At 37.2% G+C, this 23597-nt stretch carries 20 protein-coding genes, 1 tRNA gene and 2 pseudogenes; 3 read left to right on the top strand and 20 right to left on the bottom strand.

Annotation, left to right across the window (positions count from 1 at the left end; all coding sequences use genetic code 11):
• Positions 1–205: 205 nt before the first annotated feature.
• The 3 genes and pseudogenes from BMZ31_RS05045 to BMZ31_RS20685 form a co-directional block, all read right to left on the bottom strand.
• Positions 206–2194 (bottom strand): methyl-accepting chemotaxis protein, encoded by a 1989-nt coding sequence (locus BMZ31_RS05045; RefSeq protein WP_090830610.1) that lies wholly within the window; start codon positions 2192–2194, stop codon positions 206–208.
• 544 nt (positions 2195–2738) lie between these two features.
• Complete coding sequence (locus tag BMZ31_RS05050; protein ID WP_090830611.1) at positions 2739–3329, bottom strand: DUF421 domain-containing protein; 591 nt, start codon at positions 3327–3329, stop codon at positions 2739–2741.
• 127 nt (positions 3330–3456) lie between these two features.
• Positions 3457–3576 (bottom strand): annotated as a pseudogene (locus BMZ31_RS20685) (FMN-binding negative transcriptional regulator); the annotation flags it as partial.
• Positions 3577–3735: 159 nt separating this feature from the next.
• On the opposite strand from BMZ31_RS20685, the pseudogene BMZ31_RS05060 reads away from it, so the two are divergent.
• Positions 3736–3882: pseudogene (locus BMZ31_RS05060) on the top strand (KGG domain-containing protein); the annotation flags it as partial.
• Between the two features lie 473 nt (positions 3883–4355).
• The gene (locus tag BMZ31_RS20890; protein WP_302846833.1) at positions 4356–4481 is read left to right on the top strand and encodes a hypothetical protein; all 126 of its coding nucleotides are present in this window, start codon (positions 4356–4358) and stop codon (positions 4479–4481) included.
• A 421-nt stretch (positions 4482–4902) separates the two neighbouring features.
• On the opposite strand, the gene yhbH is transcribed toward BMZ31_RS20890, so the two are convergent.
• The 6 genes from yhbH to queG all read right to left on the bottom strand — a co-directional run bounded on the left by yhbH (position 4903) and on the right by queG (position 11820).
• On the bottom strand, positions 4903–6072 hold the full coding sequence (gene yhbH, locus BMZ31_RS05065; protein ID WP_090830614.1) for a sporulation protein YhbH: 1170 nt from the start codon (positions 6070–6072) through the stop codon (positions 4903–4905).
• A 396-nt stretch (positions 6073–6468) separates the two neighbouring features.
• A complete protein-coding gene (locus tag BMZ31_RS20235) occupies positions 6469–6645 on the bottom strand; it encodes a hypothetical protein (protein ID WP_175478006.1) in 177 nt (58 codons plus the stop codon).
• A 110-nt stretch (positions 6646–6755) separates the two neighbouring features.
• Positions 6756–8651: a PrkA family serine protein kinase gene (locus BMZ31_RS05070; RefSeq protein ID WP_090830615.1), complete on the bottom strand. Its 1896-nt coding sequence runs from the start codon at positions 8649–8651 to the stop codon at positions 6756–6758.
• Positions 8652–9181: 530 nt separating this feature from the next.
• Positions 9182–9655 (bottom strand): tRNA (uridine(34)/cytosine(34)/5-carboxymethylaminomethyluridine(34)-2'-O)-methyltransferase TrmL, encoded by a 474-nt coding sequence (trmL, locus tag BMZ31_RS05075; protein ID WP_090830616.1) that lies wholly within the window; start codon positions 9653–9655, stop codon positions 9182–9184.
• A gap of 65 nt (positions 9656–9720) precedes the next feature.
• Positions 9721–10590 carry an amidase domain-containing protein gene (locus BMZ31_RS05080; RefSeq protein ID WP_090830617.1) on the bottom strand — a complete coding sequence of 290 codons (870 nt, stop codon included), beginning with the start codon at positions 10588–10590 and terminating at the stop codon, positions 9721–9723.
• Positions 10591–10677: 87 nt separating this feature from the next.
• Positions 10678–11820: a tRNA epoxyqueuosine(34) reductase QueG gene (gene queG, locus BMZ31_RS05085; protein WP_090830618.1), complete on the bottom strand. Its 1143-nt coding sequence runs from the start codon at positions 11818–11820 to the stop codon at positions 10678–10680.
• An 89-nt stretch (positions 11821–11909) separates the two neighbouring features.
• Between queG and BMZ31_RS05090 the strand changes: the two genes are divergently transcribed.
• A complete protein-coding gene (locus BMZ31_RS05090) occupies positions 11910–12581 on the top strand; it encodes a B3/B4 domain-containing protein (protein ID WP_090830619.1) in 672 nt (223 codons plus the stop codon).
• Between the two features lie 89 nt (positions 12582–12670).
• On the opposite strand, the gene BMZ31_RS05095 is transcribed toward BMZ31_RS05090, so the two are convergent.
• From BMZ31_RS05095 to BMZ31_RS05145, 11 genes are all read right to left on the bottom strand, one after another.
• Positions 12671–12744: transfer RNA gene (locus BMZ31_RS05095), tRNA-Gly, on the bottom strand.
• Between the two features lie 165 nt (positions 12745–12909).
• Positions 12910–13878, bottom strand: a complete 969-nt coding sequence (locus BMZ31_RS05100) for a sugar phosphate isomerase/epimerase family protein (protein WP_090830620.1) — start codon at positions 13876–13878, stop codon at positions 12910–12912.
• A gap of 12 nt (positions 13879–13890) precedes the next feature.
• Positions 13891–14931, bottom strand: coding sequence for a Gfo/Idh/MocA family protein (locus tag BMZ31_RS05105; protein ID WP_090830621.1), 1041 nt, complete (start codon positions 14929–14931; stop codon positions 13891–13893).
• A gap of 14 nt (positions 14932–14945) precedes the next feature.
• Positions 14946–15971 (bottom strand): Gfo/Idh/MocA family protein, encoded by a 1026-nt coding sequence (locus BMZ31_RS05110; protein ID WP_090830622.1) that lies wholly within the window; start codon positions 15969–15971, stop codon positions 14946–14948.
• Between the two features lie 15 nt (positions 15972–15986).
• Positions 15987–16709: a ThuA domain-containing protein gene (locus BMZ31_RS05115; protein WP_090830623.1), complete on the bottom strand. Its 723-nt coding sequence runs from the start codon at positions 16707–16709 to the stop codon at positions 15987–15989.
• Between the two features lie 16 nt (positions 16710–16725).
• Positions 16726–17496, bottom strand: coding sequence for a response regulator transcription factor (locus BMZ31_RS05120; protein ID WP_090830624.1), 771 nt, complete (start codon positions 17494–17496; stop codon positions 16726–16728).
• Positions 17471–19288: a cache domain-containing sensor histidine kinase gene (locus tag BMZ31_RS05125; RefSeq protein ID WP_090830625.1), complete on the bottom strand. Its 1818-nt coding sequence runs from the start codon at positions 19286–19288 to the stop codon at positions 17471–17473. The genes BMZ31_RS05120 and BMZ31_RS05125 overlap by 26 nt, the downstream gene beginning before the upstream one ends.
• 207 nt (positions 19289–19495) lie before the next feature.
• Entirely contained in the window at positions 19496–20779 is a 1284-nt protein-coding gene (locus tag BMZ31_RS05130) for an ABC transporter substrate-binding protein (protein ID WP_090830626.1), read from the bottom strand.
• A gap of 79 nt (positions 20780–20858) precedes the next feature.
• Positions 20859–21686, bottom strand: coding sequence for a carbohydrate ABC transporter permease (locus tag BMZ31_RS05135; RefSeq protein WP_090830627.1), 828 nt, complete (start codon positions 21684–21686; stop codon positions 20859–20861).
• Positions 21686–22627, bottom strand: coding sequence for a carbohydrate ABC transporter permease (locus tag BMZ31_RS05140; RefSeq protein ID WP_090830628.1), 942 nt, complete (start codon positions 22625–22627; stop codon positions 21686–21688). The genes BMZ31_RS05135 and BMZ31_RS05140 overlap by 1 nt, the downstream gene beginning before the upstream one ends.
• 481 nt (positions 22628–23108) lie before the next feature.
• Positions 23109–23531, bottom strand: coding sequence for a hypothetical protein (locus BMZ31_RS05145; RefSeq protein WP_090830629.1), 423 nt, complete (start codon positions 23529–23531; stop codon positions 23109–23111).
• Positions 23532–23597: the final 66 nt, after the last annotated feature.

Here is a 23597-nt window from a genome sequence, read left to right on the forward strand (position 1 = left end):
CCCATAATTTTAAGAAAACCTTAATTACCTTTTTAGAAAAACTTATACCAGTGAGGACATGCTTTATTCAAAATCCCTGCCATTTTATATTAAATCCGATGACAAAACATATTCAAATTTCCGCGGATTTTTTATTTTAAATTGTCCTAGCTGAATGTAACTCCTAATCTAATTATTCTATGAAATTTTATATTGAATGCTTTTTTTATAAACTGAATTTTCGAACTTCATTTTGCATTTCCACTGAAAACTCTTCTAATTCGACAGCTAAGTGATTTAGTTGTTCCATAGATGCAGTAGTCTCTTCAATGGAAGCAGATACTTGTTCTGTGCCCGCTGCCGTTTCTTGGCTAATCGCATTTAGATGGTTGGAGTTTTCTAGCAAACGATTTTTTTGCTCCACCATTTCTTTCATACTTATGGTTATTCTCTCGAATAATTTATGGTTATATGTGACTTTTTCATTTATATACTTAAAAGCGATTTCTGTTTCATTTACTGTATTACCTTGTTCAAGGATGAACTGATTCGTTTGTTCGATTAATGAAACAGTATTGGATGTTTCATTTTGCATTAGTCTGATGATATTTGAAATTTCCTTCAAGGATTGGTTTGTTTGCTCTGAAAGTTTTCTTACTTCGTCTGCAACTACAGCAAAGCCTTTTCCATGTTCCCCAGCCCTAGCTGCTTCAATAGCCGCGTTTAGAGCCAATAAATTAGTTTGGCTTGCAATTCCTCCGATTGTTTGGACAATATTACTTATCGAAGAAGATCGTTCATTTAGTTGATTAACAACCTCTCCCATTTCTAAGGCAAGCTGACTGGTTTTTTCAAATTGTTTTTGAAGATTGTGGACCTTCTCCATACCTTCTTCTGAAGAAACAAACATATTTTCAGACTCTTGTTTAATTTTCTCTGATTGAATCTCAATTTCTTTTATGCTTTCCGAAAGCATATTAGATGCGACAACGTTTATTTGTACAATTTCAGTTTGATTTGTTGCACCGGAAGCAATCTGTTCCATAGTCGTTGCCACTTCATTTGATGCAGCGGTATTTTCTTCGGCGCTTGCGACTAACGTTTGGGAAGCATCTGTAACTTGATTAGATATTGTTGATATCTTCTTCAGGATATCTCTTTGTTGTTTAATCATATGGTCAAAGCTTTTACCTAAAGCACCTATTTCGTCACTCCGCTTTATATTGATTGAAACGGTAAGATCACCTTTCTCGATCTGTTCCATTGCACCTTGTAGAGTCTTGATAGGTTTAGTTATGAAGCGGGTAACAATTAAAGAAACTACTACCGAAAACGCGAGAACCAGAAGAAGAGTAATTAAAATCGGAGTTATGATCTGTTTTCCTTTTCCCTCAAATTCAGCAGTATTGACAATTCCGGCAATTTTCCATCCTGTTGTCGGATTCACAAAATAACCAAATTCCCTCTCTTGACCCTCATATGTTGCATGTACTACTCCTTCTTTTTTATCCATAAACTTATAAAACGGTTCATTATTTACATCTTTTGTTATTTCCTCTTTAGATGGATGTGCTAGAATTTTACCATGTTTATCAACTAAAAATGCATATCCTGTTTCACCAATTTTTGTTTCATTTATCATGCCAATTAAAGTGTCAATAGAGATATCGACTGCTACAACTCCAATTAACTTGTCATTTTCATATATTGCTTTAGCGGCACTTATAATGGTTTGATTTGTACTTGTATCGATATAGGGTTCAGTCCAGATGATTTTATCTTTGCTATTTATAGCATCTGTATACCAAGGTCGTTCTTTTGGATTGTAATCAGCTGGTAATTCCGCATGTGGGTATAGAATCATTTCTGCTGTTTCTTCTGTTCCCATATAAATATTAGTGATTGTTTTATCACTTTCGATCTTTGCTTTAAAATCATTCAGAATGGCTTCTCTATTGGTATTATAGTTTTTTACTTCTTCGTTGTTAGCAAAAAGACTGATAGTTGACTCAGTATTGTGAAAGAAAATTTCAAAAGCTTCATTTGTATTTTTCATTTGTTCTTTGACTGTTAGTGTCAACTCATTGGTTGTCATCTTAACGCTCAGTGTATAACTAATAAATGCAATAATCCCACCCGCAATAATTAATAATGATAAAAAAGGAATAAGAATTTGACGCTGGATTTTAGAAGTAAAATAATTCTTAAAGTTCATCCGTTTGACCCCTACTTTTCTAATTTATATGTATCATATATATCGGAATGTTCATGCAAATTTTACATTGTTAATTTAAGGTTGGGATTACTAATTATGGTTATTGTTTAACATTCTCTCTGGCTAAATAAAAGGTTGGCTTTGTAAGCGATAATGTTGATAATTTTGCAAATGGACTCTGTTAAATTTCAATGTTCATTTTTTCGAAAGAAAAAGACTGCCTTATCGCAGTCATTGCCAATTCTTATAATTGCCTTCATTTTTGATATTGGTAACCTAAACAAATTTCGAATCCACAATTTACTTTTTCGGTGGCTTGGTTTGTTATTGAACTAAAGCCCCGTTACTTTAAGTACATTTCTTCACAAACAAATCTGCCATATTACTTCAATAAGAAAGGTACATCTCCACTTATAGTAGAAACGCACCGATTCCTCATCCATGAAACACAGAAAAATGTGAAAAAACATCCCCTATAAAAATACCCTTCAGACCTTGCTCTCTGAAGGGATTTCTTGTTCTCTTAATCAGTGTTACTGGAAGTTTAAGGATTGATATCTTTTTTAGAAGCAACCTCAGTAACTATATTGTTTCCCACAGCGTGCATATCTTTATGAAAAGAAATGGAATCGGTGTACTTAGATTCAACTAATTGGATTAATTTCTGAATGTCCTCCCTGGTGGCTGGTTGTTTATTAGCCTTCAACTTATAACCAAGTTTTCCACTAACCTCAATAGTTGCCCACTCTAAATCAACAATGGCGTAACTTCCAGCTTGGCGTAATCGAATATCAAGATCGTCAGGAGTAAGTCTCATTTTTTTCATGTTTTCTTCATTTATTTTTCCATTTTCTATGATAAATACGGGTTTCCCACTAAAAAATGTTTCTATCTTATCAAACTTCATTTTAAGATACTGGATACCATACACAGTAAAAATAAGAACTAAAACAACACCAAATGTGGTCAAAAGTCCTTTGTTCTCAATGGGACGACTAAGTATAGGTCCAATCGTAATCATAATGACAAGTTGGGATACTGTCATTTGAGAAACTGAATTTCTACCAGCAAATCTTAATAAGATCGTTCCCACTAAAACAATTAGAACCGCATTCCAAATCCAATTTAATTGCATATTACCACCCTTTTTCCGTTAGTTTATAAAAAGGCATATATAATATACATGAGCTGAACATTTTATTTTGAAACGGTTTATTGGCTAAATGTGAAAGATTTTTTATAACAATGTCATTTCCTATCCTCTGAGGGTTTCCATAGGCCATATGCCCAGTAATATAGTAATCATCACCTTTTTTATTAAAACCAAAAGGCAAATGAGTGGCTATTGGTTTCCCCTGCTCTGTTTCTTCCATACTTACCCATTAAAAAATCAATCCTGACTCTTAACAGAGGTTAATTAAAAAAGACAAATATTAACGAAATTTTACAATATTATTACACTTTTAATGTTCTAGTTTTATTTTCGTTGTACAGGCTATTTAAAGGATGTAACCTCAATAATCTTAAGGAGTGATCTTAAAATGGCTAACAACAACGGTAATAGCAATGATTCTAAGATGTCTCGTGAGGAAAGAGGACGTAAAGGCGGAGAGGCTACAGCTGAAAATCATGACAAGGATTTCTACCAGGACATCGGTCGTAAAGGTGGAGAAGCAAGAAGCCAAAATGATAATGATAATAATTCCTCAAATGGGAGAGGACGTAACTCCAACGATTAGGTCAAAATGACAAAGCTATACTTGATATCAGGAAAACGGCAGCTTTTTTAGCTGTCGTTTTTCTATGTAAAAAGAGGAACAAGCTCCTTAGAATAGCATCTCGGGTACAAATGAATTTTGCTTGTGACCGCGATGCTCTAATAAAACGGTTGTACTTTCTCTACCTTTCTTATTCATAGAGTAGAATTCTAAAAAAAATAGAGAAAATGCACGCGACGATACGTTATGCTAATCAATATGTTGTGAAAAAACTGCAGGAGTACATTCCTTCTCAAATGAACTTAAATAGTAAGTAGGCTGTACAAATTGGTTAGGTGAATTAAAAAATTCTATGTTTCCTCACAAATTTCGTTTCATTACTAATAATAAAATGATAAAATCATAAAGTTGTTTTGTATTTTTCTGTAAAACGAGGTATTGAAATGGAAAAGACTTTCGTATTTTCACCGTTTGAATTACGGATTTATATTGAATTCTTAAGATTGGACTTAATCGATAAAGGACTAAAACTAGGGCTTAATAATGACAGAACTGTAATAGCTAGCTAAGAGTTGGATTATTTTATTTATCAATATCAAAAATTAATAGAATCAACAATCTCCTCCAAACGCATCTCTATTGGGATATGATTTTCTTTCAAAATGAAGGAGTCCCCAAAGGAATACGCCTTTGAGGACTCCTTTTCTGATTCATTTAATACAATCACCGCATAATTTAACTGGAATTTGTTTAATAATGGTATGCTTGTGCTTTGGTATATGAACAAACCTGATCGATCTTTCGTATTTACATGTTAAAGTCTCTCTAGTGGCCTGTGAAATGGCAAAGAAGCCTTTAGAATCACTTTACCATGGTTATAACAAGCATCCATTTCTTACAATTGCCTTCACTTTTACTATTTGACTCTATAGTCAAAACACATTTCGAATCCATAATAAAAACCAACAGGCATCAGCCTGTCGGTTTCGTTTAAGCAAACTTCTTATTTTCTTCATTATGAAAAAAGCTCTTCATGGCATGGAAGACATCGGCTTTCTGCTTGAGGACATAGTAACGGAAGTTTTCATGTTTGATGTTTTTATACGCGGACATGAGGGTCGAGTGGCGGTTGTATTGATTTACTTCTCCATAACCGAACATATTGGAAACTTTCATCAACTCTTCAACAAGTTTGACGCATCTGGCATTATCAGAAGTTAAATTATCACCATCTGAAAAGTGGAACGGATAAATATTGAACTTACTAGGATCATATTTTTGCTCGATAAGTTCCAATGCTTTTTTATATACGGAAGAACAAATGGTTCCTCCACTTTCACCTTTCGAGAAAAAGTCTTCTTCTGACACAACTTTAGCCTCTGTATGGTGAGCAATAAACTCAATATCAACGGTTTCGTATTTGGTTCGAAGGAAACGAGTCATCCAGAAAAAGAAACTTCTGGCCATGTACTTTTCCCATATTCCCATCGATCCGCTCGTATCCATCATCGCTAAAACGACTGCTTTGGATTCAGGCTTTATTGTTTCATTCCATGTCTTAAATTTCAAATCCTCTTTATAAATAGGATGAAATGCCGGTTTCCCCATCATCGCATTACGTTTAAAGGCAGTCATCATTGTCCGCTTCTTATCGATATTGCCCATCAATCCAGTTTTGCGGATATCATTAAATTCAATGTTTTCAACAAGATGTTCTTGTTGCTCTTTCCTCTTTAAATTCGGTAGCTCAAGCTCTTTAAACAATGCTTCTTCGAGTTCCATCATCGACACTTCTGCTTCGAAGTAATCTTCTCCGGCCTGATCGCCTGCTCCTTGCCCTTTTCCTTTACCCTTTTGATCACCGGACCCGTCACGAGCTACTACATCGCCAACTTTGCTGTCACCGTCTCCCTGGCCCACATGTTTGTTTTTATCATAGTTATAACGAATTTTGTATTCGTCCAAAGAACGAATTGGTATTTTTACCACATCACGGCCATTTGACATCACGATACTTTCTTCCGTAATCAAATCAGGAAGATTATTGCGTATCGCTTCTTGGACTTTTTCCTGATGGCGCTGCTGGTCATCGTGGCCTTTACGGTGGAGGGACCAATCTTCTCTGGAAATTAAAAACGGCTGGCTGTTCACATCGGTCAATTTAAACCCCTCCTTATAAAATTTTATCTTACATTGCACACATAGTTTCCTTTTCGCATACATTATCGCGAGTGCCAAAATCCTTAGAGAAATGTAATTACTCTATCCTATGCAGAAACAGCGAATAATTTACAGTTTATTTTGACAATTAGGCTAAACAATCTTAAAGAAGGACAAGCCTTTCATTTTTATGTGGTTACAATTTTAAAAACGGGTAGATTACTCGTATCTCAGCAACGTAACCATACGGATAGTAGTACCCTGTATAGCCTCCTGCAACGCGCTGATAAGGGTTTGTATGAAATGAAGAAGACTGAATGTTTTACAATGGGTTATCCTTTCAAGGTGCATCCCTTCTTTAGCGCAAAAAAATAACCCTTGCTGTATCAGCAAAGGTTACTCGTCTGCCTTTTCATGTTGGATGGGATCTGGCTTCTTTCCATAATCCTCTTTCAATTCTTGGTTGGTTCTGCGGTTTTCCATCTGCTTTCCGAGATTCTCCATCTCCTCTAGATTAGGAGCCATTGAACTATTCTCTGGCGTATGGTTACGATCTAATTCTGGATTCTTCATGTTTATCACCTCTACTGGTATTTTCCCGTTTTTGATACTTTTTAAACAAGCCCTGCTTTTCTTGTGAAAATCAAAAAGAGGTCAGCGACAGCCGACCTCTTTTTAGTCTATTATCTATTTAACAAACTACCTACGTAACGCAACAATTCATTTGCAGACGTCGAGTTATAGCCACACTCATCAATCAGGCGGACCACTACTTCGTTGATTTTCTTCAATTGAAGTTCATCTGGAGTTTTGGAAGAAGTGGTGATTTTCACTACATCTTTCAAGTCAGCGAACAATTTCTTTTGAATGGCTTCTCTTAAACGATCGTGTGAATTGTAATCAAATCGTTTTCCTTTACGAGCATACGCAGAAATTCGAATCAAAATTTCTTCACGGAAAGCTTTCTTCGCATTTTCTGAGATGCCAATTTGTTCTTCGATAGAACGCATCAGTTTTTCATCAGGGCTGATTTCCTCGCCAGTCAGAAGGTCACGTAGCTTCGCCTTATTACAATATGCCTCCACATTATCAAGGTAATTGTCCATAAGTGTCTTAGCAGACTCTTCATATGAATATACGAATGCCTTTTGAACTTCTTTCTTCGCCAGGTTATCGTACTCTTTACGAGCCAATGAGATATAGTTCATATAGCGTTCACGCAATTCAGCAGTAATGGATGGGTGCTGATCCAGTCCTTCTTTCAAGGAACGCAACACGTCCAAAGCATTGATTGAAGGTACTTCTTTACGAATAATGGTTGAAGAAATACGGTTGATCACATAACGTGGATCAATCCCACTCATTCCTTCATCTTGATATTCTTTTTTCAATTCTTCAACATCCGCTGAACTGTACCCTTCAACATTTTCCCCATCGTACAACCTCATCTTCTTAACTAAGTCAATATCGCCCTTCTTCGGTTCCTTGAGTCGCGTCAAGATGGTAAACATAGCAGCCACCCTTAACGTATGAGGAGCGATATGAACGTTAGAGACATCACTTTCGTTAATCATCTTTTCATAAATCTTTTCTTCCTCAGTCACTTTAAGATTATAAGGAATTGGCATAACAATAATCCTTGAATGAAGAGCCTCATTCTTTTTATTGGAAATAAATGAACGATACTCCGTTTCATTTGTATGGGCAACAATAAGCTCATCGGCGCTAATTAAGGCAAATCTTCCTGCCTTGAAATTTCCCTCTTGTGTTAAAGAAAGCAAATGCCACAAGAACTTTTCATCACATTTCAGCATTTCCTGGAATTCCATCATACCCCTGTTGGCTTTATTCAATTCGCCGTCAAAACGGTATGCGCGCGGATCTGATTCTGACCCGTACTCGGCAATCGTCGAGAAGTCGATGCTTCCCGTTAAGTCTGCAATATCTTGTGATTTAGGATCGGATGGACTGAACGTCCCAATTCCAACCCGCTTATCTTCTGAGAAGAAGATTCTTTCTACCAGTACATCTTCAATCCTGCCGCCATATTCCTCTTCAAGACGCATTAAGTTTAATGGAGATAGATTTCCCTCGATGCGGATTCCGTACTCATCAGCAAAGTCCTTTCTTAGATGATGCGGAATCATGTGCAATGGATCTTCATGCATCGGACACCCTTTAATAGCAAATACTGATCCTCTTTCTGTGTGCGAATAGGCTTCCAATCCGCGTTTGAGCATCGTGACGAGGGTAGATTTCCCACCACTAACAGGACCCATCAAAAGTAAGATTCTTTTCCTTACATCAAGTCTTTTTGCTGCTGGATGAAAATATTCTTCCACTAGTCTCTCTAAAGGTTCTTCTAAACCAAAAAGTTGATTGTTGAAAAACTGGTACGTTTTCTTTCCCTTTACCTCTTCAATCCCGGCATCCTTGATCATATTATAAACCCGTGAATGTGCGGATTGACCTACCCATGGCTTTTCTTTCAACAATTGTAAATATTCACCGAAAGTCCCTTCCCAACGAAGCTTTTCCTCTTCAACTCGAAACATCTCAATCTTTTTTAGAATATCCATTTTGTCCTCCCCTTGTCGCATTATCAGAGACGATTAATAAAGTCTATGCGCTTGGGCACTTGAACATTCTTATTCCGAGCGAAGAAACTGCCTGTCATTTTTTCTTCAGATGTTTTTTGAATAAACTAGTCCTTTTCCTTCACTCTTAGAGAAAATTGGGATATAATATGCTTATATGTCATTTAATCAGTAAAAAAGGAGGCTTACATATATGAAATTGCTATTGATTATTGGTGTCATGGTCGTTTTCTTAGCCGCAATTTTCACTTCTGGATACGATGATAAGCCAGGTGCTAAAAAATAAAAAACTGCTGATATTTCAGCAGTTTTTTTATTAGGCTCTTTTCGTAAACTTTGTTGTTATTGGAACAAGAAAAAGCCGGCAGTAGGGCTTTTTCTATACTAAAGCTAGACGAGATTTAGCGTTTAGAATTTTATATTGAGGAAAAGAGCACGAAATTAGAACTTATACGTGTTGTTGCTTTTTTCGTGAAAACAACAATCAATGCGAAAACAGCCTTTTATTATAACTATTTTAGATGAGCAAAGTTTTGCTGTCTTAATGCTTCATAAATAAGAATTGCAGCGGTATTAGACAGGTTCAATGAACGAATGTTATCATTCATTGGGATACGAAGACTTCTTTCCTTATTTTTTTCGATAACGTCTTTTGGCAACCCAGTTGTCTCTCGTCCAAAAATGAAATAGTAATCTTTGCTTGGATCGCTATAGTCAAAAGTCGAATGCGGTTTTTCTCCAAACTTTGTCAGGTAAAAAAACTCTCCGCCTTCGTTTTTTTCATAAAATTCTTCCAATGAATCGTGATAAACCACTTTTACAAACTCCCAATAATCAAGACCAGCCCGTTTAAGCGCCTTGTCATCCGTTGAAAAGCCTAATGGTCTAATCAAATGCAAGACACTATCCGTTCCTGCACAAGTTCTTGCTATATTGCCGGTGTTTGCCGGGATTTGTGGTTGATATAAGACTACATGTAATGCCACAATTTTCACCTCATCAATAAACTCTATCTGCTATTATAACATTCAACCGAAACCATTCAACCTGTTTAGCGATCATCGACAATCGTGAAAAACTTATATTTGATTTGAGGCGTGTAAGCAGTTGAATCTTCATAAGCCCAGTATCTCATCCTGCTATTGGTAGTATGAGCATTAACCAATGGCATACCAAAAGCATCTTTCCCTGTAACAATGGTGTTATGGTCGAATCGACCGTCTCCTTGAAAATCATAGCAAATGATATCACCAAGCAATAACTCTCTAGGACTTGCCACTTCTCTAGACCTCAGTCCGACTTGGGAAGAGCCTAAATAACCTCTTAGTGACTGTGCAACGGTCCAACTGAAACTCCATGTATTCGTCATCCACCAGCCTCTATTCCGGTTAGGAATTCCCCTCATCGGTGCCCCGCCAGCTCTTAGACATTGCGAGATGAAGTTTGTACAATCATTTTCAAATCTCTTGTAAGCGGGATTGAACTCATTCCACCATCTTTCAGCATACTGAACTGCTCGTAAACGGTTGTATTCATAACTTAGTCTCTCATCACGATCATCTGATGGAACAAAATAATCCTTCAGATCTCTTTGTAGATTAGGATGCACTTCTAATTCTTCGATAAGTTCATTATTAAAAAATTCTGCTCTTCTTTGCTCGATTTCTTCTTCCAGAATAAGCAAATCCTTCTGTTTAATCAAATATTGAAAATGAACATCATAAGAAACGACCGAAATATCATTCTCTTCTCTAATATCAGTGATTTTTCCAGTAGCCTTTGATTTAACTATTTCTGCTTTCCTCTTTAGACAACTTTCTTTCTTCCTTTCAATCTTAGGACAATTCCATGCTTTCGTCCTCTCTTGAGACACACACTGTTCAACACGCCTTTTAAGTAAATCTTGCAACTGCTTCCGCATAACATCCCTCCTCTCATTTCATTCATATGAGAAGAAATTATCTTTTCTGCTAAAAAAAAGAACTAATCACACGATGATATCAAGTGACTAGTTCTCTTTGATCAAAAAGAAACTCAAGCCTTTGTCAATTTCAGCTAGAACTTCTTCGTCATTTTCTTTATTTTTAGCAGCCAGCAAAGCGTTTTTCGCTTCAAGTCCACCTATTTTCCCTAACGCCCAAGCTGCGGTTCCTCTGAGTACAGGTCTCGAATCATTCTTCATTAGTTCCATTAATTCCGGTATGGCCGTTTCGTCTTTGAAATGTGCAAGTGCAATGATGGCATTTCTTTGAAGTGGCTTTTTCCCTCTCCAGGAACCAGAAATCGGACCAAACTTCAACTTAAATTCCTTATTACTTATGTTGAGCATTGGTCTTAATAATGGCTTAGCCAATTCCGGATCAGCTTCCATTTCATCGTGAAAATAAAAATTCTTCCCTTTATTTTCTGGACAAACAGTCTGACAAGTGTCACAGCCATATATACGGTTACCTAGTTCGTTCCTAAACTCATCTGGCAGGAATCCCTTTGTCTGAGTTAAAAACGCGATACAACGCTGAGAATTCAACTGTCCACCTTGAACCAATGCTCCGGTCGGGCATGCATCCACACACTTGTTGCAGGTTCCACAACGGTCTTCCATTGGTGTATCAGGATCAAATGGCAGATTCGTAATCATTTCTCCTAAATAAACGTAGGAACCGTATTCTGGAGTAATGATCGAACAGTTCTTTCCACTCCAGCCTATCCCAGCCCGTTCTGCAACAGCGCGATCAACAAGCTCACCGGTATCCACCATCGATTTGAACCGAGCCTCCGGCACTTTTTCAGAAATAAATGCTTCAAGTTTCATTAAACGATCTTTTAGGATATTGTGATAATCAACACCCCACGAAGCACGACAAAAAATCCCGCGACGCTCCCCTTTTTTACTCTTTATATGAACCTTCATTTTTGAAGGATATGCCAAAGCAATCGAAATGATAGAACGAGGTTCTTCAAATATCAATGAAGGCGTAACACGCTTCTCTATATCTTTTTCCTCAAAGCCAGATTGATAATTGAATTCTTGCTGAACCAACAATCGATTTTTCATTTCTTGAAAACTATCAGCAGTTGTAAACCCAATTTTATCAATACCAATGGATTTACTATAAGCCACGATTTCTTCTTTCAAGCCTTTAAAATTCACGGTTATGCCTCCTTTCAATCTTTGTGCCAATTATTTTATAATCCTTATTTATGATAAACTATTTAAAAGAAAATTTGGAGGTGGAATCCTTGGAAATTAATATCTCATCAGAAGTATGCTCCCAAATTCCAGCATTTAAAATCGGGGTAATCCACTATGAAGGAATAAGTGTAGGAGATTCTCCGCAGATGTTAAAGGGACGATTGCAATTATTCCAAGAATCTTTATACTTTGACCTTGAGGAAAAGTCAGTTAATGAACTAGAGGGTATCAAGGAATGGAGACAAATATTTAAGTCTATTGGTAAAGATCCAAATCGTTATAGACATTCTGCAGAAGCCTTATATCGACGCATCCAAAAACAAAATTACTTGCCTTCAATTCAAAGTGCGACAGATTTAAATAACTTTTATTCACTGCAATATCAAGTACCCATTGGCATTTATGACCTCACCAAACTGTCTGGAGATATTGCACTCAAGATTGGACAGGAGAATGATGAATACACTGGTTTGAATGGACGAAGTAACTCGTTACATAATCTATTAGTTTCATGTGATGATCATGGTCCCTTTGGGAGCCCTTTTGTTGATTCAGACAGAGCGCCCGTGACAATGGATACAAAAAATGCTCTTCAAATCATCTACTTACGCCCTTCTCTCAATACTGATCAATGCGAACAACTAACTGAATCATTAATGAATATGTTCATTCAGATTCATGGAGGTAATGGACAATTTAAAGTGATAGGATGCCTGTAGCAGTAGGTATCCTATTTTCATATGCGCAAAATAAAAAACGCAATACTTCGTTCTTTTTGAACGAAACACTGCGTTGTAAACAATATGTATGGAGCGGGTGATGAGAATCGAACTCACGACATCAGCTTGGAAGGCTGAGGTTTTACCATTAAACTACACCCGCATTTTATTTAGTTATTCATGTATATTTTGCGAAAATGTTCGTTTTTTGTCGAATGGAAGTGACAACTTCTATATAATACACGTTTCCTTAAAATTCGTCAATAACTTTTATAAAAATTAAAATGGGAAGAGACTTAATGTACCTTCCCATTTTTCCACAAACACCCTATGCCCACCACATATCAGTTGGCTGTTCTTCAATTAAGATTGATTTCAAGTTTTTAACTGCACGTGAGAAGCCTTCTTCAATCGACATGAGTGGGTCCTCGTGTTCGATGCTCACAACATAGTCATAGCCGAATGTCCGCAGCGCACTCATCATATCAGACCACTCTTGAAGACTGTGCCCGCACCCAACTGAACGGAATGTCCACGCTCGTGTTTGGACATTTCCATATGGCTGCATATCGGTTAGCCCATACATATTGACATTTTCTTGATCGATGTAAGTATCTTTTGCATGGAAATGGTGGATAGCATTTTCTTTTCCAAGTATTTTAATAGCTGCTACCGGATCAATTCCTTGCCACCATAAGTGACTTGGATCAAGATTGGCACCAATTGCCTCACATGTTTCTTCCCTTAATTTTAAGAGAGTATACGGAGTATGGACGAGAAAACCGCCGTGAAGCTCCAATCCAATTTTCACATGGTGCTCTTGGGCAAGTAAGCCAACTTCCTTCCAATAAGGAATTAACTTTTCCTCCCATTGCCACTTCAGAATGTCTCCGAATTCATTTGGCCAAGGCGCTACTGGCCAATTTGGATATTTCGCGCCTTCGTGATCTCCTGCTGTCCCTGAAAAGCAGTTAACAACAGGTACGCCCAACAAGCTTGCCAGTTTAATTGTTTTAACCAAGGCTTGGTGGGACTCTTCTGCAAACTCTTTATCCGGTGAGATTGGGTTGCCATGGCAACTAAACGCGCTTATCTCTAACCCTCTTGAAGTGACTTTCTCTAGATATTCATCGCGCTTGTCTGCACTTTCTAAAAGCTCATCAAGGTTACAGTGAGCTTTGCCAGGATACGCTCCTGTACCTATCTCAACAGCCTTCAATCCTGCCGCTTTCACATAATCAAGCATTTCATCAAAATTCTTATGTGAAAATAAAACCGTGAAAACACCAAGTTTCATTTTAGAATCCTCCTATGTCAAAAGAATACTTTTGCCTGATTCGCTACTTTGATAGATAGCGTCTATAATTCTCGTTACCTGCGAAGCATCTTCTGATTTAACAACAAGCTTTTCCAAACCTAAGCAGCTGTTAATAAAATTCATCGCTTGAGGTATCCCGGGATCATCATCTCCTGGTACCCAGTCTGCTACACTATTCAATAACATCCCATGCTTGGATTGATTTAGTTGAAACGGGAATAGTTCCACCCCGCCGGTTTGACCGGAAATACTTACACACTCTTCATCTTTCATGATGTTCGCAGACCACGAAGTTTCAAATAGCATCGACGCACCATTTTCAAATTTAATGTAGGCAGTCACATGATCATCCACATCAAACGTCTTATGATCAAAGTGCCCCCATAAATTAACTTGCTCAGACATTTTGCTCAATTGGTTATAGGAGGTACCAGTCACTTCAACAACCTTTGGATTTCCTAATAACCAAAGTGAAAGGTCTAAAAAATGGCATCCGTAATCGATTAAACTGCCCCCGCCCTGAAGCTCTTTACTTGTAAAAACACCCCATCCAGGAACTTTTCTCCTCCTTAGTGCTTTAACTCTCGCTACCATCGGAGTGCCAATTTCATTTTCTAAAATGACTCGTTTCGCAGCTTGTGAATCTTTCATAAACCTATAATGGTACGCTATAGCTAAAATCTTTCCGGCCTTTTCAGCTGCATTATTCATTGCCAGGCATTCTTCAGCGTTCATTGCCATCGGCTTTTCGCATAATACATGAAGTCCTGCCTCAAGCGCTGCAATGGCGATTTCTGCATGGAACTTATTCGGCGTACAGATCGTAACAGCATCAACCTCGAAGAACATGTCCTTATAATTGGAAAACACCTTTGAAATCCCATATTTTTCAGCAACAAGCCTCGCGGTCGCTTCATTCACATCACTGATGGCTTCAATACTTACTTGATCGGATAATTGTAAGAAGGAGGGAATATGACGGCTCTGCGCAATTCCTCCCACTCCGATCATTCCCATTCTCAGCTTCTGCATCAGCTACACCTCAATTAATTTTTTACAATTCGTTTTGTTTCATTCGATTCAAGTGCAGCAAGAACAACCTGAAGTGATTTCATTCCTTCTTCTCCTGTAACCAGAGGTTCCGTATCATGGATAATGGAATTTACAAAATGGCTAATGACTTGTGAGTTCTTCTGACCGCCACTATTGTTCGTCTGAATACCTCCAAGTTCAAACTTTGCAACTTCCCCGTTTTTATATTGAACAATTAAGGAATTGACCGGATCATCCTCTAATCTTAGAATAGCCTTCTCCCCATAAATAATCGTAGAGTTATCCTCTTTTGAAACATACGACCAGCTGGCGGCTAGTGTGCCAATGATTCCCGATTCCGTTTTTAAGACACAAACTGCTGTGTCATCAACATCGGCCTTTTCTTTTGCGCTCGTTTCGACAAAAGCTCCTATTTCCACAATTTCTTCTCCTAGCAAAAAGCGGAGCAGATCCGTTTTATGAACACCGAGGTCCCCCATTGCGCCAATAAAAGCTTCACTCTTTTTAAAGAACCAGCTTTCTTTTCCATCTGCACTCCAGCCTTCTGGACCACCGTGACCGAAAGCAGTTCGGAAGCTGTATATTTTTCCAACTTCACCGTTCTCAATCAATTTCCTTGCTTTTTGGTGTGACGGTACAAAACGCTGATTGTGTGCAATCATAAGTTTCTTTCCGCTATTTTTAGCCGCTACAATCATGCTCTTAGCTTCATCTTGGGAAGTGGCCATTGGTTTTTCACAAAGAACGTGCTTGCCAGCATTGAGAGCTGCAATGGAAACTGGTGCGTGTAAATAATTAGGAGTACAGACGCTGACCGCATCAATTTCTGGGTTTCCTAATAACTCCTCGTAATGAGAATACGCTTTTGCATCATAAAGTTTAGCGAATTCTGTTGCCCGCTCCTGCACAATGTCACAAACAGCAATAATTTCTACATGGTTATTCATTGCATACTCCGGAAGATGACGATGTTTTGCAATACTGCCACAGCCAATAATTCCAACTTTAATTTTCTCCATTACTCATTCCTCCCCTTATTTCGCACTGATTTTTTCAAGCGGTTGTGCATTTCCATAAACAGGATTTGGCAGATCTAATGGCTTCGCCCATTTAACTGCATTTGTGATCACCTGTTGAATTTGTTTGTTGTAATAAGTAGGATAAGTTTCATGTCCTGGGCGGAAGTAAAAAACCTTTCCTTTTCCGCGACGATAAGTACAGGCACTTCTGAAAACCTCTCCGCCCTCAAACCAACTAACCATCAGCAATTCTTCAGGAGCAGGAATATCAAAATGCTCCCCGTACATTTCTTCGCTCTCAAGCTCTATATATTCCCCCAGTCCTTCAGCAATAGGGTGGCTCGGGTCAAGGATCCATAAACGTTCCCTTTCTCCAGCTTCCCTCCACTTCAAATCACAGGATGTCCCCATGAGGGTTTTGAAAATTTTAGAAAAATGACCTGAATGAAGGACAATTAGTCCCATTCCATCGAGTACTCTCTGCTTCACCTTTTCAACAATCTCATCTTTAACTTCATTGTGAGCAATATGACCCCACCATATCAGAACCTCTGTTTGATTTAGGACTTCATCGGTTAGACCATGCTCAGGCTCGTCCAAGGTAGCTGTTCCCACATTGAATTGCGCTTCTCCCAAAAATGCTGCAATCGTGCCATGTATACCCTCGGGATAAACTGCGCTCACCTTTGGATTTTTCTGTTCATGACGATTCTCATTCCAAACTGTTACATTAACCATGTTAAGACCTCCAGTTCTATAATTTAGAAGAGTATTTATTCCTATATTCATTTGGTGTTAATCCAACGAGTTTCTTAAACACTTTGCTAAAATATTTTTCATTTTGATAACCAACCAAATAGGCAACTTCATAGATTTTCATTTGCGGATTTCCCATTAGTTCTCTTGCTTTTTCCATACGGATTTTCGTTAAATAATCGGTTAATGTTTCTCGAAATTCCTGCTTGAATTTCCTTGAAATGTACTCTCTGCTTAAGAAAAAACGATCAGCAATCTCTTGGAGATTAATATCCTGCTGAAAATTCGTCCTCAGGTATTCTTCTATTTTTTGCATAACACTTTTCTCTTTCTCAAGTTGAAAATTCACCTCTGTCTTAACGTCTGGCACCATCTTCGACTTGTTTAAAGAATGCTGCTCGTTCCATTCCTTTATTGCTCTTTCTAATGTTTCGTTGAGAATTTCTGGGTCAATTGGTTTTAAGATATAATCAAAGCTTTTATAATAGATTGCATTTCTCATATATTCATAATCATCGTATCCACTCACCACAATCGTTTTACTCATAAGATTGGAGGCGTGAATCCACTTCAAGAGACTGATTCCATCTCTTTTAGGCATTCTCATATCTGTAAAAATGATTTCAGGACGGTGTTTGGAAATTAGCTCTATCGCTCCATTTCCGTCTTCTGCCTCGAAAATCTTCTGAATACCATTCTTTTCCCAATCTGCCAAAAGAAGTAATCCTTCACGGACGTGTTTCTCATCGTCTATAATGATTGCTTTCATGCCTCTCACCTTCCAAATCTATCGGCAGTCTAATCGTTACTAAAAGACCACCTTCATTTTGATTTTCGAGCTGTAATGTGGCTTGTTCATTATAGTAAAGCTTCAAACGGACATATATATTCTTCAATCCAATATTGGTTTCTTCTAGCCCTATGCGATTGTTTTCTTCCTTCCAATGTTGATAAATTTCTTCCAGGCGGCTTTCAGATACCCCTCCACCATTATCTTGAACTTGTATGATTAAGGCTGACTCAGCCTTTTTACAAACTAACGAAATTTTTCCTACTCCATTACGCATTTCAAATCCATGCTTGAAGTAGTTTTCGATAATCGGTTGCAAAATCATTTTTGGAACGAGTATCTGCAATGCCTCATCTTCTACATCTATAGAAAACTCTAATTGCTCACCAAACCGTTCTTTTTGTAAAAGAAAAAAAGCCTCGGTATAGTTTATTTCCTTGAATAAAGGCACCATATCCTCATCCATGTTCATCCCATATCTCATTATTTTAGAAAGGTGAGTAACAAGCGAGTAAATTTGCGGCACTTTGTTTTTTAATGCAACCGTTCCAATCGATTGCAATGCGTTATATAAAAAGTGAGGATTAAGCTGTGATTGAAGAACTTTTAATTGATTTGTTTTGTTTTCCAATTCAAGTTTGTATTCTCTGTTTATCAAATCATTTATCTTTTCAATCATCTGTTTAAAGCGAAAACTTAATCTTCCAATTTCATCGTCTCTTAATGATTCGAAATGGACTTTCATATTACCTGCTTCAACTTGTTGAATGTTGTGCAGTAGGATTCGAATTGGCGATGTTATCTTAAAGGATACGAATAATGTGGCTAGTATGACGAGACTTAAACCAACCATCCCAAATATAATGTTAATTTTCGTTACGTCAAAAACACTTTCATACAGAGTGGAATAAGGTATGGCCTTCACCAAAAACCATCCACCCTTAGCTTTCGGGAGTTGATCATAAATCATTAGTCCGTTGAATGAACTTTCTTTCCATTCTAGCGTCCCTTTATTCTTTTTAGAAAGAATTAACCTGTCGATCCATTTTTCCTTCTTTTTATTGGCAGATATATTAGCATCCGAACTGTATATCATCTCTCCTTCTGGGGTTAGAATGTAGAATTCCTCTGTATCCTGGTTATACAGATTTTCACTTAGTTTAATAATTTTATCAGGTCTCACTTCTAAAGAAATGTAGGCGAGCACTTCATTTGCAGGTACATTCGTTAATGAACGGTGTATAGAAATGACATTCAACGCTCTCTTTTTTGTTGCATCTTGCCGAGTATGTATTGGTTCAATATACATATTGAATGGACTTTTTCTTGCCTTCTCATAGGATTCTTTATTAGAATCCATCAAATTTTTCACAAAAACTACCGTCGATTGTTTGGAAGCGGAAAGTCCCCAGTAGTCCTCTGCAATGGATATATGAACCCTTTCAATATTATCTTCAGCATACAAAATCGTTTGCAGGACATTTTTGATAATTCCAAGCGTTTGGTAACTATCTTCTTTGTTGTCTGACCTTAGAAAGTTAACGATATCTGGATTTTTATATAATGATAGGGTTAGTCCATTTAATTCATTTAGATAGCTTTCCAGGTTAACTTTCCCCTGATAGAGGAGATTCCTATTTTCCTGTACAACTTGATTTTTTAAAGATTCTTTCGTATGAAAATAGGTGATAATAATGGATGAACCGAATGGGACGATTGTTGTAACCATTAAGAGGATGATAAGTTTATTCCTTATGCTTGATCTAAACATGTGGTGACTTCCCTCCTGCTATTCTACTTATAATCAAGTATATAGCTTCCCCTTCCATAGGTGAATGCCGGAAAGTTAAATACTAATAGAGTTCTAGGTAATGTAAGACTTCGGCATACGAAATTGATTATATTTTTTGTGTAATAATACAACAGAAAGCATGTCTCGTAGAAGACATGCTTTCCCTCATCATGGGTACAAATTCATTTACTTCAGGTTTTCCCACGTTTTTTGAAAGCGTTTTAGAACGGTGTCATAATCAATTTTTCCAGCTGCATATTCTTGGATTGTTGCTGCAAACTCTTTGTTTGCTCCGTCCGGCCATCTGAACCAAGTCCAAGGAATTGTTTTTTCAGCTTTAGAGTATTCAAGAATTGATTGTCCCAAAGGCCCTAAACCAGTTGGCTCGATGTTATCGAATGCTGGAATAAATGCAAATTCTTCAGTAATGAAACGCTTACCTGTTTCGGATGAAACCATCCAATTCAAGAATTCCTTTGCTTCTTCAATATGCTCAGAGTTCTTGTTAACTACCCAGTTGTTTGGAACACCGACTGGTAGACGGTCTGCTTTTTCATCATCCGTAATAGGGATTGGTAAAAACGCCATGTTGATGTTTGGATTGATTTCCTTAATCATGTTCTCCGTCCAGTTACCTTGTTGGAGCATAGCTGTTTTACCAGATGCAAATAGTGTAACTTGAGTATTATAATCCGTTGTTAATGGGTTATCATTTGCGTACTTGATTTCTGTGTCTAACACTTCCTTGAAATTCTTAAATTGCTCATTTCCAGTAATCTTTTGTGATCCGTCATATAATCCTTCGATATATTTAATAGGATCTTCCTGCTGTGCAAATCCAATATTCAATAAATGCTGACCAATTACCCACCATTCGCCATAGCCAGCAGAGAATGGTGTAATACCTTTCGCTTTAAGCTTTTTTGCCGCATCTTTTAGTTCTGTAATTGTTGCTGGTGGTTCCGTAATTCCAGCTTCCTTAAATAGATCTTTGTTGTAAATAAAACCATATCCTTCGAGATTGACTGGCATACCATAAAGCTTTCCATCCGTGTCTGTCATTGGAACTTTCCCAATTGGAAGTACGTGCTCAGCCCAAGGTTCTTGAGAGAGGTCAGCCAAATGCTCTTTCCAAAGCTCTAACTCTTTAAAACCACCGTTGTTGAAAATATCAGGTTTTTCCCCTGAAGCAAATTTGGCTTTTAAAGCTGCGCCATAGTCTGCTCCACCACCAACCGTTTCAAGCTTTACCTTGATATTTGGATGCTCTGCTTCAAATTCCTTAATCATTGCTTGAAGCTGTTCTGCGATTTCAACCTTAAATTGGAAAAGGTTTAGGGTTACAACCTCATCCTTTGATTTTGACCCTTCCTTTGGTTTATCATTGCTAGAAGTATTCTTTGAAGAACAGCCAGCAATGATGCCTACAAACAAAATCATAGATAAACAAAGAAGTAAAAAGCGTTTCATAGCAGTATTGACCTCCCTTTTTATTTTTTTATATAAATTTTCGCAGTTATCTATGGAGATAGCTACAAAAACTTAATAACTATTTGATCGAACCCGAAGCAATACCTTTGATAATGTGCTTTTGCAAGAATAGAAAGAAAATAATGACTGGCGTTATTCCTAGCACGAGAGCAGCTAGCCCCATATCCCACTGTTTTGTGTACTGTGCAAAAAAGGAACTTGTCGCTAAAGGAATGGTTCGCAATTCTGCATCTTGTAAGACGAGCAATGGCAGTAAGAAATCATTCCAGATCCATAACGTGTTAAGGATGACAACAGTCACTGTAATCGGTTTTAATAGTGGAAAAACAATCCTCCAAAACACTCCAAATTGGCTACAGCCATCAATTCTGGCAGATTCTTCAATCTCAATTGGTACTGTTTTAACAAAGCCATGATAAAGGAACAAAGAGAGCGGGATTCCAAATCCAAAATACATAATAACCAGTCCAGTTATACTATTAGTAAGACCAACTGTTCCTCCCAGCTTCATAAGAGGAATCATGACAGTCTGGAAAGGAATTACCATCGCTGATACAAAGAATACAAAAAGTATTTTACTGAATTTCCCTGGAGTTCTTACCATCTTCCACGCCGCCATAGAACTAATCAAAACAAGTCCGATATTACTTATCACCGTTATAACCAATGAATTCCAAAACGCTCTAGGAAAATTGATGATCTCCCAAACTTTAACGAAATTACTGAATAAAAACTCCTTTGGCCAAGAAGCTGCGTCGATGAGGATGTCAGCGAAACCTTTTACGGAATTGACAATAACAAAGTAAAAGGGAATAAGAAAAATGATTGCCAAGACAATACCAACTATTTCTAGTAAAAATGTTAGTTTTGTATATTTCTGATCCACTATGCCTCAACCTCCCTCTTCTTCGTAACAATAACTTGAACGGTTGTGAAGACCGCAACCACTAAGAAGAATAGGATGGATTTTGCAGTACCTAAACCATAACGATTGTTTTGGAAGGCTTCCTGATAAATATTGATTGCAACCGATTGTGTAGAATTGAATGGTCCTCCACCGGTTAAAGAAAGGTTGATATCAAAAATTTTGAATGCCATCGAAATAGTTAAGAAGAAACAAATTGTAAAAGCTGGCAATATAAGAGGGATGATAATCTTCGTTAGTAACTTCCAATTAGATGCCCCATCAATTCTAGCAGCTTCTAAAAGAGAGTTATCAACGCCTTGTAATGCCGCTATATAGATTACCATCATATATCCGCTGATTTGCCAAACAAATACGATAACTATGCCCCAAAAAGCAGTCGTCTCATCACCCAGCCAAGGAAGTTTAAATACTTCAAGATTTGTAAGGTTTCCGATTGAGGCAAACCCTTTTACGAAAATGAATTGCCAGATAAAACCGAGCAATAGTCCTCCAATGACATTTGGAATAAAAAATATGGTCCGCAAGATGTTTCTTGTTTTTAAAGCTGCATTCAAAAGGAGCGCAAAACCAAAACCTAATAAATTACTGATAATGACAGAAGCAGCCATAAATTTTGTGGTAAATAAAAATGAATTGAAGAAATTAGGATCATTTTTAAAAATCTTAATATAATTCTCCAATCCAACCCATTCAGCTACCGAGCTAACGCCATTCCATGATGTAAAAGAATAATAAATCCCCATCATAAAAGGGATAATTTGAATAGATAGAAAAAATAATATTGCCGGTCCAACAAAAGCCGCATAAACTAAAATGTTTTTCTTTTTCAATATGCTATTCGATTTTGTTTTAATGTTTGGGTTGGTTGTTATTTCCTTGGTTTGAATCTTGGAAATCATTCTTACTCCACCTCCCTGATTTTTATAAATGTAACCGCTTTCTAAATTATAATTGATGAACGAGAGGTGCAGGGGAACTAAATTGACTTAATTGGTAGACAATTTTGACTTCTTTTTTTAAAAAAATAAGTCTATAATATGATGGGATAGCTGAAGAAAATTCTCCTCTAAGTCCTTCTTGCTGTTCCACCATCCTTTACTATCATTCTTGCACTCTTTAAAGTTACTTATCGTCAGCCTATACAATTTTTGCTATATGAAGTTGAATCAATAAAAAAAAGACCCCACAATTTGTGAGATCTCTTGATTTTAAAGGCTTTTGAGCCTTATTTGATACCGGTGATCGGGGTCGAACAGATACTCCTCACGGAACACGATTTTGAGTCCGGTCGATAACTAAAATGCTTATAAAACCGATAATCCCAACAGTATAAGGAATTACTGAGAAATTTAAATAACACGACTACTGATAATTATGCCTTTACTCTTTAAAATCGTCAATTCGATAATTAATTTTTTTATTAAATTTTACTTGTCCTAATGAATGGTATCTTTTTATTAATTTAGCTTCAACTTTTCTTGCTTCATTCAAATCCTCAAATTCCCCTACGATCTTATATACAATTTTTCCTTGTTCCATTAGTTGCCGATGTTCCGTGTTCCTTCTATTTGTATATCTTCTACACCTATACCAAACACCACTACCTACATATACTAGTTCCCCGTTATACCAGTGTTCATAAACAATAAATTTATCGACTTTTCTAAGTTCAGTTGGATTGATGTTATGTTTTTTAATTAATTGTATAACCTTTTGAAAAGTGAGCCCATATATTTTTGCTATATCCTCATTAGTCATTTTATTACTCAAATGTTCAATAAGTTGCTCCATTGTTGGAAACATAAAATCACCTCGAACTTCTTATATCGAGTGAATTTAAAGTGTAAAGCAAGAATGGTAAAATACTAT

Origin of the sequence: Bacillus sp. cl95 (assembly GCF_900115925.1) — a bacterium.
Classification (GTDB): domain Bacteria; phylum Bacillota; class Bacilli; order Bacillales; family Cytobacillaceae; genus Neobacillus_A.

Bases quoted from the DNA above. Each gene is read 5' to 3' on its own strand.
- BMZ31_RS05045 (WP_090830610.1), bottom strand. From the start codon at position 2,194: ATGAACTTTAAGAATTATTTTACTTCTAAAATCCAGCGTCAAATTCTT.
- BMZ31_RS05120 (WP_090830624.1), bottom strand. From the start codon at position 17,496: ATGAAAGCAATCATTATAGACGATGAGAAACACGTCCGTGAAGGATTA.
- BMZ31_RS05145 (WP_090830629.1), bottom strand. From the start codon at position 23,531: ATGTTTCCAACAATGGAGCAACTTATTGAACATTTGAGTAATAAAATG.
- BMZ31_RS05125 (WP_090830625.1), bottom strand. From the start codon at position 19,288: ATGTTTAGATCAAGCATAAGGAATAAACTTATCATCCTCTTAATGGTT.
- BMZ31_RS05110 (WP_090830622.1), bottom strand. From the start codon at position 15,971: ATGGAGAAAATTAAAGTTGGAATTATTGGCTGTGGCAGTATTGCAAAA.
- BMZ31_RS20235 (WP_175478006.1), bottom strand. From the start codon at position 6,645: ATGAAGAATCCAGAATTAGATCGTAACCATACGCCAGAGAATAGTTCA.
- BMZ31_RS05100 (WP_090830620.1), bottom strand. From the start codon at position 13,878: ATGAAACTTGGTGTTTTCACGGTTTTATTTTCACATAAGAATTTTGAT.
- BMZ31_RS05140 (WP_090830628.1), bottom strand. From the start codon at position 22,627: ATGATTTCCAAGATTCAAACCAAGGAAATAACAACCAACCCAAACATT.
- BMZ31_RS05050 (WP_090830611.1), bottom strand. From the start codon at position 3,329: ATGCAATTAAATTGGATTTGGAATGCGGTTCTAATTGTTTTAGTGGGA.
- BMZ31_RS05070 (WP_090830615.1), bottom strand. From the start codon at position 8,651: ATGGATATTCTAAAAAAGATTGAGATGTTTCGAGTTGAAGAGGAAAAG.
- BMZ31_RS05080 (WP_090830617.1), bottom strand. From the start codon at position 10,590: ATGCGGAAGCAGTTGCAAGATTTACTTAAAAGGCGTGTTGAACAGTGT.
- BMZ31_RS20890 (WP_302846833.1), top strand. From the start codon at position 4,356: ATGGAAAAGACTTTCGTATTTTCACCGTTTGAATTACGGATTTATATT.
- BMZ31_RS05115 (WP_090830623.1), bottom strand. From the start codon at position 16,709: ATGGTTAATGTAACAGTTTGGAATGAGAATCGTCATGAACAGAAAAAT.
- BMZ31_RS05105 (WP_090830621.1), bottom strand. From the start codon at position 14,931: ATGCAGAAGCTGAGAATGGGAATGATCGGAGTGGGAGGAATTGCGCAG.
- BMZ31_RS05130 (WP_090830626.1), bottom strand. From the start codon at position 20,779: ATGAAACGCTTTTTACTTCTTTGTTTATCTATGATTTTGTTTGTAGGC.